This window comes from Daejeonella sp. AP26, assembly GCF_056680515.1.
Map to the genome: position 1 here is coordinate 3,307,877 of NZ_CM155286.1, position 18,675 is coordinate 3,326,551.

The following is an 18,675-nucleotide window of genomic DNA, read 5'->3' on the forward strand; positions in this document are numbered from 1 at the left end:
AGAATTAAAATACCATTTATGACGATGGAAGTAAATGTCAAAGAAATAGAATCACTGATTAAACTGCTTGACGACCCTGACACCGAGGTTGCAAATCATGTGGAAGAAAAGCTTCTTTCTTATGGCAGCGAAATAGTGAGTTACCTGGAAAAAGCATGGGAGCAGTCATTTGAAGGAATTTTGCAACAGAAAATAGAGAACCTGGTGCATAAAATTCAGTTTGAAGCTGTAAAGAAAGATTTGCAATTATGGCATTTGGGGGGTTCCTTCGACTTATTACAGGGAATGCTCATCATAAACAAATATCAATATCCTGACCTGGACGAGCAGAAAGTCATAAACCAAATAGAAGTCATAAAGCGCGACATATGGATGCAGATGATTTACGAGATGAGCGCTATAGAAAAAATCAAGCTCATTAACCATACACTGTATGGGTCCTATGGTTTTTCGGGCAACACTACCCATCATCAGGATGCTAATAATTCTTATCTAAGCCATGTACTTGAAACCAAAAAAGGAAACCAGATAAGTCTTGCTGTGATCTATTCCATCATCGCCCAAAAATTAGATATTCCGGTTTATGGAGTCAACTTACCGCAGCATTTTATTTTAGCGTATGTTGACGAGAGTCAGGAGAACGACTTTCAGAACAATATCTTGTTTTATATTAATGCTTTTAACAAGGGATTTATATTTGGCCGTCGCGATGTTGATTCGTTTCTTAAACAACTGAATATTCAACCTGACAAACAGTTCTATGAGCCCTGTTCAAATGACGAAATCATTCAACGGGTACTTCGCAACCTGATAAGTTCTTACGACAAAGCTTCAGCTATTCATAAGGTAAACGAAATCGAAGAACTGTTAGAGATCTTCCATATCCCCTAATGCAGAAAACGCTGTCAGGGTTCAAAACCCTAACAGCGTTGCGTTAACCCTGTCTGCGTTAAAAGATTTTTTAAAACTCCATCATATAAGCCTTTAAAAACTCAGTCAGATCACCATCAAGTACAGCCTGAGCATTAGACGTCTCATGACCAGTCCGGAGATCCTTCACTAGCTTATAAGGGTGTAACACATAGTTCCTTATCTGCGATCCCCATTCTATCTTCTTTTTATTTCCTTCTATGGCAGCGGTAGTTTCTCGTCGTTTTCGAAGTTCAATTTCATACAACTGCGATTTAAGCAGGCGTATCGCATTTTCTTTATTCTGTAACTGAGAGCGCGATTCCTGGTTCTTAATGATAATGCCTGAAGGCTTATGATATAACCGAACCGCAGTTTCAACTTTATTCACGTTCTGACCACCAGCTCCGCCTGAGCGGAATGTCTCAAATTCAATTTCGGCAGGATTGATATCAATTTCAATCGTATCGTCAACAAGTGGATATACATACACTGATGCAAAGGAGGTATGCCTCTTCGCATTTGAATCAAAAGGCGATATGCGCACCAGTCGGTGTACACCGTTCTCGCCCTGTAAATAACCATAAGCAAAATCACCTTCAAATTGGATAGTAACCGTTTTTACACCCGCAACCTCCCCTTCCTGCATATCCTGCTCACTCACTTTAAAGCCGTTCTTCTCTCCCCACATGATATACATCCGCATCAGCATAGCAGCCCAGTCACAACTTTCGGTGCCACCGGCTCCAGCTGTGATCTGTACAACCGCATTCAACTGGTCTTCCTCAGAGCTTAGCATATTTTTGAACTCGAGTTCTTCCACCTTTTCCACGGCTGTTTGATACTGCTCTTTCATCTCCTCCTCGGTAGCATCTCCTGCCGAGTAAAATTCAAGCATTACTGATGCATCCTCCACTGCTGCTTCTGCCTCTTGAAAAGCATTAGTCCACACTTTTTTTGATTGAATTGAATGCAGTACCTTTTCCGCATCCTTAGGCGAATCCCAAAAATCAGGCTTTAAAGTTATCGCCTGTTCTTTATGAAGTTCATCGAGTTTCAGGTCGACGTCAAAGATGCCTCCTCAGGGACGTTACTCTGTCCCTTAAATCCTGCAGATTTTCTTTTGTCATCCGGCAAAAATATAAAATAAGCATCTTTGAAAGCAGACAATTTTACGCTAATGAAAAAAAGTCTTTTAACCCTGATCTTAACAGCTTGTTTTATCTCCTGCAATGCTCCCAGCTCAACCAAGAACCATGTGGATTCAACATCAAAGGTTGTGGTCGACACCATTTCTCCCGCCATTGATCAAACGCCGCTTACATTCACCGGGATGTACACCTTTGGCAATGAAGTAAACACCTTCCGGGATTGCAGTAATCAGAACACCTACTGGGTTAATGACAGCCTTGCCAGTCTCAGGAAAGTTTACGAAAAAACAGTACAGCCGCTATCGTACCCATATGAAAGTATTTATGCGGAGATTAAGGGGTATCTGGCAGGCAAATCAAAATTGGGTTATGCCTCTGAATATGAAAATGTACTGGTAGTAACAGAAATAATCAAGTTGGAAGCAAAGAACCTGAGAACCGATTGTTATGATTACGAATTTATTGCCTTGGGCAACGAGCCTTTCTGGTCGGTTAACATCGTCCCAACGGAGCAGCAGATTATTTTAAAAGATATAGGTGAAAACAAAGTTTATCAGTTCCCATACCAGCCTGCCAATATAGGCGGAGGCATTCATCGTTTCGAAACAAACAATGGCGCAAAAGACAAACTCGTGATTGTGATCAGGGAAGAAACATGCAGCGATGGCATGTCTGATAATATATACCGCTATTCAGCCGAAGTAGTTATTAATGGTCGTACCCTAAAAGGATGTGCTGTAAAGAAAGGCGATAATATTGGAGCCCGACCATGACTTAAATCATATTTTTTTACAATACGTATATACATTACCATGATTGAACGAGTTACCCAAGCCCGTTTTAAAAATTAAAAAAGGCGATCCGCATGTGATCGCCTTATAATATTTATACGAATTGGATTTATACGAATTGGATTTATCCTTATTTCTTGAAAAAACCACCGATCACTTCACCCAAGCCGCCTTGTTCGGTATTGGCTGGCTGCTGATCATCCTTTTTGTTGAACATTCCCATCACATCGTTCAAATCAAACTTGCCATCTGGGCCTGCAAACTGTTTTAACATACTTTGCAGATCAAATCCTTTATCGTTCGGGTCATTTGTGCGATTAACAAACTTCGCAATAAGAGCAGGGATTATACCTGCCGCAGCACCGCTGGCGGCATTTCCATCAATACCCATCCCACCGAGCTTACTTGCAAATAAATCTTTTATCTTACTAACGATAGGGTTATTTAAAAAATCCCCTCCTTTAAACAGTTGCGACAATTCACTAAAATTCCCAGAAGACGCCTTCTCTTGAAAAACTTCTTCTATTGATCCGGAAGCAGCCTGTATAGCCTGCTCATTATGTTCGTTTGGAATAGCCGGATTCTTCACGATGGTTTCTTCGGCTTCTTCTCTTACCAGGTTGTTGAGGTTTTCTAACATGACGTTATTGTTTAATAATCGAAATTTAAAATGAGTTGCACAAGTAACGGAGGAAAGCCTATATAGTTTTCAGAGAAATTTCAACATTAAATTGCCTTCTTAAAAACCGTCAGCTTTAATTTCCTTTACGGTTACAGTTCCATACTTCTCTGCTATTTTCTTTATCTCATCCGCTTTGCCAACCAGCACAAATTGCAGATTGGCTTTCGGGAAGTATTTGGTTACAATATCTTTAACCTTAGCTGACGTTAAACCATCTACATTACTTTGAAAGTTATTGATGAACGATTCGTCGAATCCGTACCAGAACATTTCTGTAAGTAATCCGGCAAGCTGACCTGCGGTCTCGTAATCAGGCGGAAACTGACCTTTAACATAGTTCTTAGCTGAGGTCAAGGTCTCATCATCAATTCCTTTCTCATGCAGGCGTTTCAACACTTCCAGAGCTAAATCAATTGTCTGCTCTGTAGTTTTCGAAGCAGTGAATGTTGAGATTGAAAAAGTTCCTGCATTTTTCAATGGCGAAAAACTACTTCTTGCTCCGTAGGTAAGTCCTGAATTAACGCGAAGCTCATCATTTAACCACGAGGTAAAACGTCCGCCGAAAACCGTGTTCACCACTTCAAGCGCGACGTAATCTGGATTATCTCTACGTATGCCGGGCCCCCCGATCAAAAAGGTGGTTTCTCTTGCATCGTCCTTATTAATCAGAAGAACACGGTTAGACTTCGCTGCTAACACCGGTTGAGAAGCCAGGTTTTTCTGGGCTCCCGTCGATTTCTTCCAGCCACTAAACAATTTAGTGAGGCGGGCTTTCATCGCCTTGGTATTGAAATCGCCAACAACAGCAATTGCTGACCCTGCTGGTGAATAGTTCGCTTTATAAAACGCCTTTAAATCATCCGCATTGAGTTTGCCTACCGTAACCGGGCTGCCACTCACTGCATTTGCATATACGTGATCTCCGTACATAAATTTGTCCCAGTAAGAACCAATTACAGACCGGGGGCTTTCTTTGGCTCGCTCTAAATCAGATAATACCCGTTTCTTTTCTTTCTCGAATTCCGCTGCATTGAACACCGGGTCGGCAAGCATTTCTTTGAGGATTGGAAACACTTTATCCTGGTCTTTAGTGGCAAATTTTGATGATAAGCCAGCGGATTCTTTAGTAGCGTATGTATTTAGCCTTGCGCCGATGAAATCCAGCTCACTCTCAATTTTTTCTTTTGAAAAGCTTTTCGTACCATATTGTAATCCAGATGCAGTTAAGGAAGCCAAACCGCTTTTAGTGCCGTCGTAAATAGCTCCTGCCGGTACGATGGCTGATATGCTTATCGTTGGAACTTCATGCTGCTCCATCAGGTAGATAGTTAATCCGTTTGGCAAGCTAAATTTTTCATAAGCCGGGACTTTGAAAGCCGCTGCCTTAGTTTGTGCCAAGCTTATGTTGCCCAATGCCAAAAGTGAGACGAAGGCAACTAATATATTTTTGATCTTTTTATTCATCTGATTTATTCCTCCACGTTAGCTTTTAAGACTCCAACTGTACGGTTAGACTTTTTGAAATATTCATTGGCCACCCGCTTAACATCAGCCATTGTGACTTTTTCGTATTCAGCAGGTGCATTAAACATTTTTTTATAGTCGCCAAAGAAAAGCTCATAAGTACCTATGTTATTCGACTTCCCGTTAATTGTTTCTATCTGACTATAGAACTGCATCAGTTTTTGATTTTTGATCTTCTGCAGCTCTGTGGCTGTGATGCCGTCCTTCTTCAATTTTTCGATCTCTTCGTAGATCGCCTTTTCAAGATCGGTCTCACTAACTTTCTGTGCGGTTATCGCATAGATCTGAAAAAGGTTGGGATCGAAAGTTTCGTCGAAGCTGGTTCCTATCGAAGTAGCCAATTGCTTCTTATCAACCAGGGCTGAATAAAGCCGCGAAGTATTACCGGAAGACAAGATTGAGCTTAAAATATCCAGCGCGTAATAGTCCTTATGCTTAGTCTCCGGAGTATGGTAACCGATTAGCATATAGGGAGTGGTAACTTCTTTCTTAACTGTCACTCTTCTTTCGCCTTCCTGCGGAGGCTCGACCAGGTGTACGGGCTTAGGCGGTGCATGTGCCGGGATAGGCTCCATGTACTTCTGAGCTAAGCGTTTTACTTCATCCAGCCTCACATTGCCCGAAATTACCACAACCGCATTATTCGGCGCATAGTAAGTTCTGAAGTATTGCTCAAGGTCTTCCTTTGTCCAATTTTTAATATCGGTTTCGTAGCCAATCACCGTCCAGTGATATGGATGTTCCTGAAATGCCGCGGCATTAACAGCATCACTTAGCACGTTAAAAGGTGAATTCTCTATACCTGTACTCCGTTCAGAGAGAACAACTCCCCGCTCGCTCTCAATCATGCCAGTATCTATACTTAGGTTGGCAATGCGATCTGATTCCAGGTCGAACATAGTCTCCATAGCTGAAACAGGAAACCAATCGGTATACACTGTAACATTCTGAGTTGTGTAGGCATTGTTTGCACCGCCGTTAAATTCCATGGTACGGTCAAACATCTTTGGACCGAACTTTTTGGACCCGTTGAACATCATATGTTCGAAAAAGTGCGAAAGGCCAGTAATTCCCGGATATTCATTTCTTGATCCTACCTTATAAAAAAGGTACATATTGGCATTGGGGATGGAACTGTCTTCCATCACTAAAAACTTCATCCCGTTCGTTAAGGTAAATGTTTTTACATCATCGGCCTTGATCTGGGCAAACAGCGGAACGCTAAAGCACAGAAACAAGAAGCATATTAATTTCTTCATTCTCTTAATAAATGGCGTTAAATAATTGAAAAGTCATCCAAATTAAGAGATTAAAATTAATCCGCATACAATTGAGGGTAATATTGGCATTACTGATAGGATTTAAGTAAGGATTCCCGCAGATCTGCGCTGATAAGGATCGCAGATTTACGCGGATCTGGTTCGGTGGTCGCAGGATTGCTGCTCGTTACAAACGAAAGTCATGTCAGCAGGACTTTGGCATCTCCAGAAACGGACGAAATTCAATTCAAAAAAGAAATCTTATTCTAAGTAGAATTTGATCGGCGAAGACCTGCGTATTTATCTGCGTAAATCTGCGGGAAAGGTTTTGTCAACCTAAATAACTATCTTTTGATTAAAACAAGATGCTTACTTTAATGAGTATGAATGAAAACGAATTATCGTACCTAATCCGTGAAGCCATCTTCAAGGTTTATAATACGCTAGATCCTGGGCTACTCGGATCAGCTATGAAGCAGCGCTAGTCTCGTAGCTATACAAGTACCCGTTCCCATGGTATATAATTCTGAAAAAATGGAAGCAGGTTACCGGATAGACCTATTGGTAAACAATATGATCATTCTTGAAATAAAATCAGTTGAAAACCTAACAGAGGTCCGCCATAAGCAAGTTCTTACCTATTTAAGGCTCGCCAGCATAAAACTCAGGTTGCTGGTCAATTTTAATGTAAGCGACATTTCAAGGGGCATTTTCAGAAAGGTCAACAGGCTATAAAATATAGCTTTCCCTTTTCTAAATATACATGTATTTTTGCCTTCCTAAATTGCATACATGTTCCCCAAAATAGAATTCAGCCGTACAGAATCGTTCAAAGATCTAAAAGATCATTTTTTAATCTTAAAGGAGGCCCATCTCCGCGATCTTTTTCTACAATCACCAAACCGCTTTCAAGAGTTTTCTATTCATTTTGAAGATATTCTTCTAGACTATTCGAAGAACCGGATTACGAAAGATACCCGCGATCTGCTGATTGAACTTGCTAAAGAATGTAATCTGAAGCAAGCGATTGAGGCAATGTTCAGTGGCGAAAAAATCAATGAAACAGAAGGCCGCGCCGTTCTGCACACCGCACTCCGTAACCCTAACCGCAGCGGACTAATAATCGAGGGCCATGATATCCTTCCGGACATCCACAAAGTATTGGATCAAATGGAACGTTTTTCTAACCAGGTAATTACTGGCGAATGGAAAGGCGGCACTGGTAAAGCAATACAGCACATTGTAAATATCGGTATAGGCGGTTCTGACCTTGGTCCGGTAATGGTTACCGAAGCTCTGAAAGCGTATTCAAATCATCTGCAATTACACTTTGTGTCCAATGTCGACGGAACACATATAGCTGAGACGTTGAAGAATATCGATCCGGAGACTACGCTCTTTATGATCGCTTCAAAGACATTTACAACGCAGGAGACTATGGCTAACGCTTTTTCTGCACGTCAATGGTATCTCGAGAATGGTGGTACCGAGGAATCGGTTGCCAGGCATTTTGTGGCTATCTCTACGAATGAAAAGGGTGTGCGCGAATTCGGCATTGATCCGCAGAATATGTTTGGCTTTTGGGATTGGGTAGGAGGACGTTATTCTCTTTGGAGCGCCATCGGATTAAGCATATCCTGCAGTATCGGCTTCAACAATTTTAAAGAATTACTGGCAGGTGCTAATGCCATGGATGATCACTTCCGTGAAACTGAATTTGACCAGAACATCCCGGTGATCCTGGCCTTGCTAGGGATTTGGTATAACAATTTCTTCAACGCTCAAAGTCAGGCAGTTCTACCCTACGATCAGTACATGCATCGCTTTGCGGCTTATTTCCAGCAGGGCGATATGGAAAGTAACGGTAAGTCAACTGACCGGAATGGTGAGCCTATTGATTACCAAACAGGGCCAATCATTTGGGGGGAACCAGGTACAAACGGGCAGCATGCTTTCTATCAATTAATTCACCAGGGGACGAAGCTAATACCCTGCGATTTCATCGCCCCGGCACAGAGTCAGAATCCCTTGGGCGAGCATCATACTTTGCTAATGTCTAATTTCTTTGCCCAAACAGAAGCGTTAATGAACGGCAAAACACTCAAAGAAGTAAAAGCAGAGCTGAAATCGGCCGGTAAAAGCGAAGAAGAGATTGAAAAGATAGCGCCTTTTAAGGTATTTGAAGGAAATAGACCTACCAACTCTATCCTTGTTAAAAAGATTACACCTGGAGTATTAGGTTCTCTTATAGCCATGTACGAACACAAGATCTTCGTTCAGGGAGTTATATGGAATGTTTTTTCTTTCGATCAGTGGGGCGTTGAGCTGGGAAAGCAATTAGCAGGGCAGATATTACCTGAACTAAAGAGCAATGAAGCTGTGAACTCCCATGACTCGTCTACAAATGGCTTGATTAATCAATATAAGAATTGGAGGTAAAAATTCGGCTGTATCAAACATTCTGAGATGAAGACTGACAATGTAATCCAAAATAAATCATATGCATTCTCAGTCCGCATAATAACACTCTGTCAGTTTTAGTAAATGACCGTAAAGAATATGTTTTATCAAAACAGATTTTACGTTGTGGCACTTCTATAGGTGCCAACATTGAAGTAGCGATTGGAGGTCAGAGCAAAAAGGAATTTCATTTCTAAACCGTCAATTGCTTATAAGGAAGCTCGCGAAACACATTATTGGATTAGGCTGCTGGCAGATACCGGCTATCTGGATAAAAACATGAGAATTAGTCTTTTAAATGATGTCGAAGAACTTTTAAAGATTTTGGGTTCAATCCGAAAATCACTGCCCCAGACATCAGTAGGTGACTCATATCCGATGGAACCAGCTCTTAAATTTTGATTGCTAATTTTTAATTCTTAAATGCTAATTCCCCTTCAATTCCACCTGAAATAGCTTAGCCCATTTTTTCCCGGTAATAAATAAACGCCTGCCTCTACTATCCCACGCTATGCCGTTTAACACGTCGGTATTGGGATAATTGTAAATAACCGGAAGTAAATCACTCATGTCTATTTCACCGGTAACCTGGCCATTCGCAGGATCAATGATCACAATGCGATTTGAGTTATATACGTTCGCATAGAGCTTACCGTCTATCAGCTCCAGTTCGTTTAACTGGTCAACGGGGCCCTTGTGATCATATACTTCTATGTAGCCTTCTTCGAGATAGCTTTGACGGTTCAAAAAGTAGATCAGGTTACTTCCATCAGATTTATAAAGCCTTTTACTGTCAGAACATAAGCCCCACCCCTGTTGGCTGTTCTGGTATGGGAATTCAGAAAGCTTTTTCATTGAATTTTTATCGAATACCACACCTACATTGTTTTGCCAGCTTAACAGGATAATCTTATCGTCAACCAGCGTTAAACCTTCTGCAAAAAACGTGTGCGGGAGATCAACTTTCTGGACGACTTTTCCAGTAGCGGGTTCCACTTTCCGTAAACTCGAATAGCCTGTTTCTGGAGTATTTCCACCGTCGCTTTCAAAGAAGAAACCATCATGATATTCCAGACCCTGCGTATACGATGCTGTATCGTGATCAAACACTTGCTGCACTTTGTAGCTAAACTTTTGAGGAGCGACATTGGACTTCAGGATAATATTGGTATTAACCTCCTCCGGCTGGTCTTTTCGATAGATCTTAGCGGTAATGAGGCGGTTTCCTAAAGAAAGGTTTTTAGTTTCGATTACACCCTTTCCCGGGCGGTTATTACTTACCTGGCGTTTACCATCCACTAAGTAAATTATCGAATCTACTGCTGCACTATCATCAAGTTGTATCTGTAAAGTGAGCTTATCACCTAAGTTGACGCTTGTGCCGGCCTCCGGACTTATCCAAAAACTGCCTTCCTCTGAAGAGGTTTCTTTGTTATCTGGACTGCACTGAACAAGAAATAACAAAACGAGTGGGTAGAGATACCTTAATTTGAAACGCATTGACCTATTTTTCCGACTAAGATACATTATTATCAAAAATCTATGGCCAGAAGGCATCTTCAATATGGTTTAACACATGCTTGCCTGTTACGTCGAATAGGATAGCGATCACATCAAATCTGACTTCTCCCTGGTGGCTCATCAGGTAGATATATTCATCGGCTCCATAGGTCATTTGTTGTTGCTTGGGAATGATCACAAAATCTTCCGGATCTCCAAAGCTATTGCTGCTTCGGGTTTTTACTTCCACAAAGATGATCTTCCCTTCTTTGTATGCAATCAAATCTATCTCTGACTTTTTATGAGTCCAGTTTTCTTCGAGAATCTCATAGCCTCCCTTCTCCAAAAATGCTTTCGCAAGTTGTTCGCCTTTACGTCCGAAGTTCAGATGTTTAGCCATAAGAGATAAATGATGTATGTGGTTAGTAGACTATAACCTATTATTTCACTATCACAGAACCTAAGAATAAAGATATTCCCTTTTCAACTTCCTTAACCTGCAAATAACGTCGCATTAAAATGATCTGGTTATTCTCATCAGTTTCAGTTTGTATCTCATCCCTGATATTCTTAAGAATATGATCAACCTTACGTTTTTTCAAATGAAATATGCCACCAAGGATAGTAGCCCGTAAGTTCTCAGTCTCATCCTTTACATAGATCTTTCGCTTTGCAAACCAATTTTCACTCAACATATATGGCGACGAAACGAGCGATATCGAAAGATCAGCTATCTGACGATTAGCATGTTTAATAAAATTCTGAACAGAAGGCAGATCACCGTCCTCTAATTTAGATTTATACTCCGCAATGATCAAACTGCATTCGGTATTATCAAACGTGACGTCTGACAAGTTGGAAATAACGTAAGGAGCAATATAAGTATCGGTTATTCCATCCCAGTGAACCAGTTCATGGCCGTAGTTAAGTAGCAGCCGGACGATCTCTTTCTCCTGGTGTTCATCACTGTCGATGCCTTCAACTGTTTCAATAAACAGATCCTCGGGAGGCATTTCTTCCTGACGGGGAGCATAGCTTTCCTTTTTAGCTTTACCCATCCGCATTTTATTCAGCTCTGAGATCAGCGACCGTTCCTCGATCTGTAGCAACGAGCTGCACTCACGGAGAAAAACAGATGCTTTAATGCTGTCGGGAATTTTGGCAATACTTTCAACCACCTCGCGAATCATACCCGCTTTCTTTATCGGGTCTGTACCTGCATCCTTTAAGAGGATGCTGGTTTTGAATAAGATAAAATCCTTTTGATTCTGATCTATGTAACTCTTAAAGGCTGCACTACCGAACTTCTGGACGTATGAATCAGGGTCATGTCCATCTGCAAACAATACAACCTTTACATTCAGCCCTTCCTCAAGGATCATGTCCAGCCCACGCAGTGATGCCTTAATTCCTGCCTCATCCCCATCGTAAAGAATGGTAATGTTCTTGGTGAAACGACCAATCAACCGAATTTGCTCAACTGTAAGAGAGGTTCCGGAGGACGCCACAACATTCTCAATACCCGCCTGGTTCACTGATAACACATCCGCGTAACCTTCTACCAGGTAGCAGGTGTCTTCATCACGCATTGCCTTTTTGGCGAAAAACAGGCCATAAAGAACATTGGATTTATGGTAGATATCACTCTCCGGCGAGTTTACATACTTCGGTACTGCTTTATCTGTCTTTAACGTGCGTCCGCCAAAGCCAATAACACGGCCAGTAAAGCTATGAATGGGAAACATGACCCGTCCGCGAAAGCGATCATAGATCTTATCGCCATCTTTTCGGATTGTTAAACCTGTCTCCTCCAGGAACTGGCTATTGTAACCATCAGAAATGGCTTTCTTAGACAAGGCATCCCATGAATCCGGTGAATATCCAAGTTCAAACTTTTTGATGATGTCCTCCCGAAAGCCACGCTCTCTGAAATAGCTCAGACCGATATTATTCCCTTCTTCCGTTTCCAGCATCTGCTGATGAAAAAACTTAGCCGCATAAGCCGAAACGATGTATAAACTCTCCCGACGGTTACTTATCGCTTGTTCCTCCGGTGTATTTTCTACCTCGGCGATCTCAATATTATATTTGTTAGCAAGGAAACGCAAAGCGTCAGGATATGCTGCCTTTTCATGATCCATGATAAAGCGCACGGAGTCGCCACCTTTACCGCAACCAAAGCATTTATAGATCCCCTTTGTTATCGAAACATTAAAAGAAGGAGTTTTCTCATTGTGGAACGGGCATAAACCCAGTAAGCTGGTACCCCGCCGTTTTAAATTCACGAAATCGCCAACTACCTCCTCAATGCGGGCAGCCTCTAATATCTTATCTACGGTTTCTTGTGGGATCAAATCTTAAATGTGTGGGAATGCAAAGTTAAAAGGAAACTATTTATAAATATCCTCTCTGTGGCCAATGCCCAAGATCAAAACAACAAATAAATAATGTTTTTAAATTAAGAATAAAGTCTTACATCCCCAATTCATAACCCTTATGCAGAATTAGGAAGCTAGCCCGTTCTTCCCGTTTAAAGGGAATATCCCAGTTGCCCTGGTAGGTAATTTTGGTTGGCAGAAGAGTTTGCTCGTTACCGAAATAACTAAGTTCAATGTTCATTTGTACATCAAAGTCGAACGCAAGATTATCAAACTTCATATCCACGTAGCGTCCCAGTATCTGAAGATTCCGCATATCGAATATGGTAGTCAGCTCCTTAATCATAATACCGTCCTTGGTATAGTTTGACAGCCCGGGCTTCATATTTACTTTAAACCGATAAACCGGAATAGAGTCAAGATATGTTCCTTTAGCATACGAATAATCATAATACTGCCGCATGTTAGCGGTGAACAATTCGGTTTTCTTGCTGATGAATGGAACCCCTTTCACCGGTCTGCCCGGACTAAAGATCAAAGTCTTAAGCTTGTCCTTATATGATTCGTTGCTTTCACCTTTTTTACCTGAAACAGGCGCTGATGGGGTAAAGTCAGAATTATAGGCGTTCATGAAAATGTAATCAAACATTTCTACCGTATATAATTCGTACTTACCATTCCTCTTATACACATCGCCGCTGTCGCGTTTTGCCAGAAACTGCATCTTATAAGGACCGTTATTATTATGAAAGATCTTCCGGTAGATTTTGCCGGATACCTCATTTTTCTTATCGTAAGTGAATACCCGGTTCTCCGCATTAAAGCTGTATTTCTTCATATTGCGGAAAGCCTCGTAAAAGCTGGTATCCCGCAATATTTCATCAATAAAAGACTGAGCCGTCAAGCGCGATGAGGTAATGTTCACCGCGGAATCAATATGAATAGTGCGAATGGTATCAGGATTAAACCTTGGGATTTCCTGACTGAAAGTTGCAATTGAGAGGGAAATTAAGGTTAGTGTACAAAATATAGTCTTCATGTTTCGTGCTAATCGACTACACGCTCTTGACAATTTTTCTATTCCCATAAGCTCGAGTCTCAATATAAGTTAATTCCCCAACTGCTTCAGTGCAATATAGGCCATCAGACCTGTACTAACAATCAAAGCGTTTTCGTCGACGTCAAAAGTGGGGGTATGTACAGACGAAGTAATTCCTTTTTCTTCATTGCGGGTACCTAATCTATAAAAGCAGGCATCAGCTGCCTGCGAATAATAGGCAAAGTCTTCAGCTGCCATCCATATATCCAAGTCTTCAACATTCTCCTTGCCAAGATAATCTTCAGCGTAGGCCCTTGCGTTCGCTGTAAGCTTTTCTTCATTCACAAGAAATGGATAACCATTAACAATATTGAAGTCGCAACTTCCACCCATTGCCTCAGCGATACCTTCGGCCATCTTTTTCATTTTCACATGCGCCTGTGCACGCCATACTTCATCCATAGTACGAAATGTGCCTTCCAGCTTTACTTCATTTGGGATGACGTTGGTAGCTCCATCAGCAATCACTTTTCCGAAAGACAAAACAGACGGCAACTTAGGGTCGGCAATGCGACTTACAATTTGCTGCAGAGCGATAATAATGTGTGAGGTGATTACCACCGGATCAATATTCTGTTGCGGTTGGGCTCCGTGGCCACCTTTTCCATGCACAGTTACATAGATTTCATCCGTAGAAGCCATATACTTCCCTGAACGGAAGCCGACTTTTCCGCAGTCAATCAAGGGCATCACATGCTGACCAAGCACTGCTGAAGGTTTAGGATTCTCTAAAACACCTTCTTTGATCATCAAACTCGCTCCTCCAGGAAGCTTCTCCTCTGCCGGTTGGAAAATGAACTTGATCGTACCTCCAAACTCATCCCGCAACTCTGATAAGATCCTGGCGGTGCCCAGTAAAGAAGATGTATGCACATCGTGACCGCAGGCGTGCATCACACCAGGGTTCTTAGAAGCGTAGGGGACTTGATTAGCTTCAATTATTGGTAGAGCATCCATATCTGCCCGTAATGCAATCACAGCATCCGAAGGTTGCTTGCCGCTTAAAAGTGCAACAATACCCGTATCAGCCATCTTTTGATAAGGAATGCCCAATTTGTCAAGAGCCGCAGCTACATAAGCTGAGGTTTGATATTCATGAAACGATAACTCGGGATTCTGATGGAGATGCCTCCGATTGATAACTACTTCCTGATGGATCTGGCTTGCAAGATCGGCGACCTTCTGTTTCAACATCTTTCAACGCGGATTAATCGATTCGGCAAAAATGAAAAGCCCTTCGTAACTCGGCCTTAATTTATTAATCAGCTTTTCAGCTTCAAGCCTCGTACGGAAGTCCCCTACCCTCAATTTATAATAAGGCTCGGCATAGCTGATGTAGCTTCTGATTGCAGGATACAGCGCTTTAAACTTCGTCTGCTCGGCATAAACTGTTTTACGATCAGTGCTCGAGAATATTTGAACTCTGAAACCGGTGGCTCCAGCTTTCTTTGACGATCTGATCAGGGCAGCTCTCCGGGCAATCAAACTGTCAATCTGCGGATCTTTGATCACTTCCACTTTTCCGCGTTGTTGGGCATACGCCCCACCGGCAAATAGAAAAGTGATCAAAAATCCGATACTCAGAAAGACTCTCTTCATTTTTTTAAACTACGCCCACCCCATGGCAGTTCTTGTATTTTTTACCGCTGCCGCAAGGACAAGGGTCGTTCCGCCCGATCTTATGTTCAACACGGATAGGCTGGGTCTTCTGAAGTTCACGGGTATCATCAACCGGAACACCATTGGCAGCTTGCGCAAGCTCTGGTTTAGATACTTTTAACTTGCTAAGGTCCTGTTTAGGTTGTGGACGTGCTTCCCGCACTTCTTCTGGCTGTTGTTGTGGGATATTCCCCTTAAACAGGAAGCTCACGATGTCTTTATTAACGGTAGCCAGCATTTGTTTGAATAATTCAAACGCTTCCATCTTATATACTATCAATGGATCTTTTTGCTCGTAAACCGCATTTTGTACAGATTGCTTCAGTTCATCCATCTCACGCAAATGCTCTTTCCAGGCTTCATCTATCAATGCAAGCACCACGGATTTTTCAAAAGACTTGAATACCTCATGACCATGAGTTTCTACAGCTTTTTTCAAATTAGTAGTAACCTGTACCGAACGGACTCCGTCTGAAAACGGCACTACAATATTTTCAATGTACTCACCTCGTTCGCGTAAAACATCCTTTAATACCGGGAAGGTTTGCTGAGCAACGCCTTCGGATTTACGGTGGTAAAAGTCATTAATGATTGTAAAAACTTTGTCAGTAAGGTGGCTGATCGATGTATCTGAAAATTGTTTATGATCAACTTCAGGATCTACAGAGAAAATACGAATGATCTCTAATTGAAATCCCTCAAAGTTGTTTTGCTCTTTATACTCGGTGACGATATCCTCAACAACGTCGAAAATAGTGTTGTTCAAATCGAGATCCAGACGCTCGCCGAACAAAGCATTACGACGTTTAGAATAAATGACCGTACGTTGCGAGTTCATCACATCATCATATTCCAGCAAACGTTTTCGGATACCGTAGTTGTTTTCTTCAACCTTACGCTGCGCACGTTCAATAGATTTAGTGATCATTGAATGCTGAATCACTTCACCTTCTTCAATTCCCATCCGCACCATAATATTGGAGATACGCTCAGAACCGAATAAACGCATCAGGTCATCTTCAAGCGATACAAAGAATTGCGTTGAACCCGGATCTCCCTGACGACCTGAACGACCGCGTAGCTGACGGTCAACCCGACGAGACTCATGTCTTTCTGTACCAACAATAGCTAAACCACCGGCTTCCCTCACTCCCTCACCAAGCTTAATATCTGTACCACGACCAGCCATGTTAGTGGCGATCGTAACCGTACCTGATTTACCTGCTTCGGCAACAATATCTGCCTCCTTCTGGTGAAGTTTAGCGTTCAGTACATTATGTTTAATTCCCCGAAGTTTAAGCATTCGGCTTAATAGTTCTGAGATCTCTACAGACGTGGTACCTACAAGCACCGGCCTTGCGGCCTCAGTCAATTTCGTTATTTCATCCGCAACAGCGTTATATTTCTCACGAACGGTACGGTAAACCATATCCTCCTGATCTTTCCGCTGTGTCTGAACATTGGTAGGTATTTCTACCACATCCAGCTTATAGATCTGCCAAAGCTCCCCTGCCTCTGTTGTCGCAGTACCGGTCATACCACAAAGTTTGTGATACATACGGAAGTAATTCTGCAAAGTGATGGTAGCATACGTTTGAGTCGCATCCTCCACTTTAACGTTTTCCTTAGCCTCAATAGCCTGGTGCAAGCCGTCTGAATAACGACGGCCGTCCATGATACGGCCCGTTTGCTCGTCAACGATCTTGATCTTTCCCTCGTCAATAATATATTCTACGTCCTTCTCAAATAAGGTATAAGCTTTCAAGAGCTGGTTGATAGAGTGTATGCGCTCTGATTTAATCGAAAAATCACGCATCAATTCATCCTTACGGGCTATCTTTTCTTCGTTAGGAAGATTTGATTTCTCCAGGTCAGCAATTTCAGTACCTACGTCAGGCATAATAAAGAAACTAGGATCTTCACCTGCAGCTGTAATCAGTTCAACACCCTTCTCAGTAAGCTCTACCTGGTTATTCTTCTCATCAATCACAAAAAACAATTCAGAATCAACTTTAGGCATTTCCTTGCCCTGATCCTGCATGTAATAATTTTCACTCTTAGTAAGAACCTGCTTAATACCTGACTCACTTAAGAATTTTATTAGCGCTTTAGTTTTCGGCAATCCTCTGTGAGCCCGAAGCAATGCAAGTCCGCCATCTTCATGCCCGGTCTTACCATTCGCAATCGCCTTCTTTGCGTCATTTAATACGCCTGTGATATAACTTTTCTGGTGATTAACAAGGCGCTCGATACGTGGCTTTAAATCATAGAACTCGTGCTCATCACCCCGCGGTATTGGTCCGGATATGATCAGTGGCGTACGAGCATCGTCAATCAGAACCGAATCCACCTCATCCACCATGGCAAAATGCAGTTTACGCTGCACCAAGCTTTCCGGAGATTGCGTCATATTGTCACGCAGGTAATCAAAACCAAACTCATTATTGGTACCAAACGTAATGTCAGCAAGATAAGCTTTACGGCGTTCATCCGAATTTGGCTGATGCTTATCGATGCAATCAACGCTCAAGCCATGAAACTCAAATAAAGGTCCGTTCCACTCAGAGTCACGACGTGCCAGGTAATCATTCACCGTTACTATATGAACTCCTTGTCCGGCCAGAGCGTTTAAGTAGGCCGGTAAGGTTCCCACAAGAGTTTTTCCTTCTCCTGTAGCCATCTCGGCAATTTTACCCTCGTGCAGCACAATACCCCCAACAAGCTGAACATCATAATGAATCATGTTCCAGGTTACTTCACTGCCTGCAGCAATCCATGTATTATGATGGATTGCCTTATCAGCTTGAATGACAACATTTGGTTTTTTAGCTGCAAGTTCTCTATCAAACTGGGTCGCTGTAACTTCAATCGTTTTGTTCTCCGTGAAACGACGGGCCGTATCCTTCATCACCGCAAATGCTTCCGGTAATATATCCTTTAAAACTTTTTCAAGTTCCTTATCCCGGTCTTTCTGAAGTTTGTCTACCTGGTCATACAACTCAGTTTTTTCACTCATCGGCAGATTTTCAGCTTCCGCCTGAGTTTTTAATTCTGATATCTGCCTGTCTATATCTGCCAAACCGGATTGTATCCGGGCCCTGAAATCAAGCGTTTTTTGACGAAGATCATCGTTGCTTAAGCCGGCGAGTTTGGCATATTCTTCTTTAATTTTTTCAACTATAGGCTGAATCAATTTTATATCCCGTGACGATTTGCTTCCAAAAAGCTTACCTAAAAATCCTAACATATTCTGTTTCAGTAGT

General features: G+C 42.0%; 17 protein-coding genes. 6 read left to right on the forward strand and 11 right to left on the reverse strand.

Features of this window, described 5'->3' with window-relative positions:
* Positions 1–18 precede the first annotated feature (18 nt).
* Entirely contained in the window at positions 19–891 is an 873-nt protein-coding gene (locus AC1MCB_RS14090; RefSeq protein ID WP_479965345.1) for a transglutaminase-like domain-containing protein, read from the forward strand.
* 70 nt (positions 892–961) lie between these two features.
* On the opposite strand, the gene prfB is transcribed toward AC1MCB_RS14090, so the two are convergent.
* A protein-coding gene (gene prfB / locus AC1MCB_RS14095; protein ID WP_479965346.1) for a peptide chain release factor 2 occupies positions 962–2,039 on the reverse strand; the annotation gives its coding sequence in 2 pieces (ribosomal slippage) (positions 962–1,978 and positions 1,980–2,039; 1,077 coding nt in all).
* A 50-nt stretch (positions 2,040–2,089) separates the two neighbouring features.
* Here prfB and AC1MCB_RS14100 point away from each other — a divergent pair.
* Positions 2,090–2,833: a hypothetical protein gene (locus AC1MCB_RS14100; protein ID WP_479965347.1), complete on the forward strand. Its 744-nt coding sequence runs from the start codon at positions 2,090–2,092 to the stop codon at positions 2,831–2,833.
* A 148-nt stretch (positions 2,834–2,981) separates the two neighbouring features.
* Here AC1MCB_RS14100 and AC1MCB_RS14105 read toward each other — a convergent pair whose 3' ends face one another.
* From AC1MCB_RS14105 to AC1MCB_RS14115, 3 genes are all read right to left on the reverse strand, one after another.
* Positions 2,982–3,491 carry a hypothetical protein gene (locus AC1MCB_RS14105; protein ID WP_479965348.1) on the reverse strand — a complete coding sequence of 170 codons (510 nt, stop codon included), beginning with the start codon at positions 3,489–3,491 and terminating at the stop codon, positions 2,982–2,984.
* Positions 3,492–3,590: 99 nt separating this feature from the next.
* Positions 3,591–4,997, reverse strand: a complete 1,407-nt coding sequence (locus AC1MCB_RS14110; protein WP_479965349.1) for a M16 family metallopeptidase — start codon at positions 4,995–4,997, stop codon at positions 3,591–3,593.
* A 5-nt stretch (positions 4,998–5,002) separates the two neighbouring features.
* Positions 5,003–6,316, reverse strand: coding sequence for a M16 family metallopeptidase (locus AC1MCB_RS14115; protein ID WP_479965350.1), 1,314 nt, complete (start codon positions 6,314–6,316; stop codon positions 5,003–5,005).
* 534 nt (positions 6,317–6,850) lie between these two features.
* On the opposite strand from AC1MCB_RS14115, the gene AC1MCB_RS14120 reads away from it, so the two are divergent.
* The 4 genes from AC1MCB_RS14120 (at position 6,851) to AC1MCB_RS14135 (ending at position 9,178) form a co-directional block, all read left to right on the forward strand.
* Positions 6,851–7,051 (forward strand): GxxExxY protein, encoded by a 201-nt coding sequence (locus AC1MCB_RS14120; protein WP_479968744.1) that lies wholly within the window; start codon positions 6,851–6,853, stop codon positions 7,049–7,051.
* Positions 7,052–7,108: 57 nt separating this feature from the next.
* A complete protein-coding gene (gene pgi, locus AC1MCB_RS14125) occupies positions 7,109–8,755 on the forward strand; it encodes a glucose-6-phosphate isomerase (RefSeq protein WP_479965351.1) in 1,647 nt (548 codons plus the stop codon).
* Between the two features lie 137 nt (positions 8,756–8,892).
* Positions 8,893–8,973: a hypothetical protein gene (locus AC1MCB_RS14130; protein WP_479968745.1), complete on the forward strand. Its 81-nt coding sequence runs from the start codon at positions 8,893–8,895 to the stop codon at positions 8,971–8,973.
* Positions 8,939–9,178: a four helix bundle protein gene (locus AC1MCB_RS14135; RefSeq protein WP_479965352.1), complete on the forward strand. Its 240-nt coding sequence runs from the start codon at positions 8,939–8,941 to the stop codon at positions 9,176–9,178. Before AC1MCB_RS14130 ends, AC1MCB_RS14135 begins: the two co-directional genes overlap by 35 nt.
* A gap of 24 nt (positions 9,179–9,202) precedes the next feature.
* On the opposite strand, the gene AC1MCB_RS14140 is transcribed toward AC1MCB_RS14135, so the two are convergent.
* The 7 genes from AC1MCB_RS14140 to secA all read right to left on the reverse strand — a co-directional run bounded on the left by AC1MCB_RS14140 (position 9,203) and on the right by secA (position 18,659).
* Positions 9,203–10,276 (reverse strand): glutaminyl-peptide cyclotransferase, encoded by a 1,074-nt coding sequence (locus AC1MCB_RS14140; RefSeq protein WP_479965353.1) that lies wholly within the window; start codon positions 10,274–10,276, stop codon positions 9,203–9,205.
* A gap of 40 nt (positions 10,277–10,316) precedes the next feature.
* Positions 10,317–10,676 carry a YraN family protein gene (locus tag AC1MCB_RS14145; protein WP_479965354.1) on the reverse strand — a complete coding sequence of 120 codons (360 nt, stop codon included), beginning with the start codon at positions 10,674–10,676 and terminating at the stop codon, positions 10,317–10,319.
* Between the two features lie 40 nt (positions 10,677–10,716).
* Positions 10,717–12,630: a DNA primase gene (gene dnaG, locus AC1MCB_RS14150; RefSeq protein WP_479965355.1), complete on the reverse strand. Its 1,914-nt coding sequence runs from the start codon at positions 12,628–12,630 to the stop codon at positions 10,717–10,719.
* A gap of 118 nt (positions 12,631–12,748) precedes the next feature.
* A complete protein-coding gene (locus AC1MCB_RS14155; protein WP_479965356.1) occupies positions 12,749–13,693 on the reverse strand; it encodes a hypothetical protein in 945 nt (314 codons plus the stop codon).
* 69 nt (positions 13,694–13,762) lie between these two features.
* The gene (locus tag AC1MCB_RS14160; protein WP_479965357.1) at positions 13,763–14,947 is read right to left on the reverse strand and encodes a M20 metallopeptidase family protein; all 1,185 of its coding nucleotides are present in this window, start codon (positions 14,945–14,947) and stop codon (positions 13,763–13,765) included.
* A gap of 3 nt (positions 14,948–14,950) precedes the next feature.
* Positions 14,951–15,352 (reverse strand): SPOR domain-containing protein, encoded by a 402-nt coding sequence (locus AC1MCB_RS14165; RefSeq protein WP_479965358.1) that lies wholly within the window; start codon positions 15,350–15,352, stop codon positions 14,951–14,953.
* Between the two features lie 4 nt (positions 15,353–15,356).
* Complete coding sequence (gene secA, locus AC1MCB_RS14170) at positions 15,357–18,659, reverse strand: preprotein translocase subunit SecA (RefSeq protein WP_479965359.1); 3,303 nt, start codon at positions 18,657–18,659, stop codon at positions 15,357–15,359.
* Positions 18,660–18,675 lie beyond the last annotated feature (16 nt).

Excerpts from the sequence above, each read along its gene's own strand:
- AC1MCB_RS14090 (WP_479965345.1), top strand. The coding sequence starts at position 19 with ATGACGATGGAAGTAAATGTCAAAGAAATAGAATCACTGATTAAACTG.
- AC1MCB_RS14100 (WP_479965347.1), top strand. The coding sequence starts at position 2,090 with ATGAAAAAAAGTCTTTTAACCCTGATCTTAACAGCTTGTTTTATCTCC.
- AC1MCB_RS14105 (WP_479965348.1), bottom strand. The coding sequence starts at position 3,491 with ATGTTAGAAAACCTCAACAACCTGGTAAGAGAAGAAGCCGAAGAAACC.
- AC1MCB_RS14110 (WP_479965349.1), bottom strand. The coding sequence starts at position 4,997 with ATGAATAAAAAGATCAAAAATATATTAGTTGCCTTCGTCTCACTTTTG.
- AC1MCB_RS14115 (WP_479965350.1), bottom strand. The coding sequence starts at position 6,316 with ATGAAGAAATTAATATGCTTCTTGTTTCTGTGCTTTAGCGTTCCGCTG.
- AC1MCB_RS14120 (WP_479968744.1), top strand. The coding sequence starts at position 6,851 with ATGGAAGCAGGTTACCGGATAGACCTATTGGTAAACAATATGATCATT.
- pgi (WP_479965351.1), top strand. The coding sequence starts at position 7,109 with ATGTTCCCCAAAATAGAATTCAGCCGTACAGAATCGTTCAAAGATCTA.
- AC1MCB_RS14140 (WP_479965353.1), bottom strand. The coding sequence starts at position 10,276 with ATGCGTTTCAAATTAAGGTATCTCTACCCACTCGTTTTGTTATTTCTT.
- AC1MCB_RS14145 (WP_479965354.1), bottom strand. The coding sequence starts at position 10,676 with ATGGCTAAACATCTGAACTTCGGACGTAAAGGCGAACAACTTGCGAAA.
- AC1MCB_RS14155 (WP_479965356.1), bottom strand. The coding sequence starts at position 13,693 with ATGAAGACTATATTTTGTACACTAACCTTAATTTCCCTCTCAATTGCA.
- AC1MCB_RS14160 (WP_479965357.1), bottom strand. The coding sequence starts at position 14,947 with ATGTTGAAACAGAAGGTCGCCGATCTTGCAAGCCAGATCCATCAGGAA.
- AC1MCB_RS14165 (WP_479965358.1), bottom strand. The coding sequence starts at position 15,352 with ATGAAGAGAGTCTTTCTGAGTATCGGATTTTTGATCACTTTTCTATTT.
- secA (WP_479965359.1), bottom strand. The coding sequence starts at position 18,659 with ATGTTAGGATTTTTAGGTAAGCTTTTTGGAAGCAAATCGTCACGGGAT.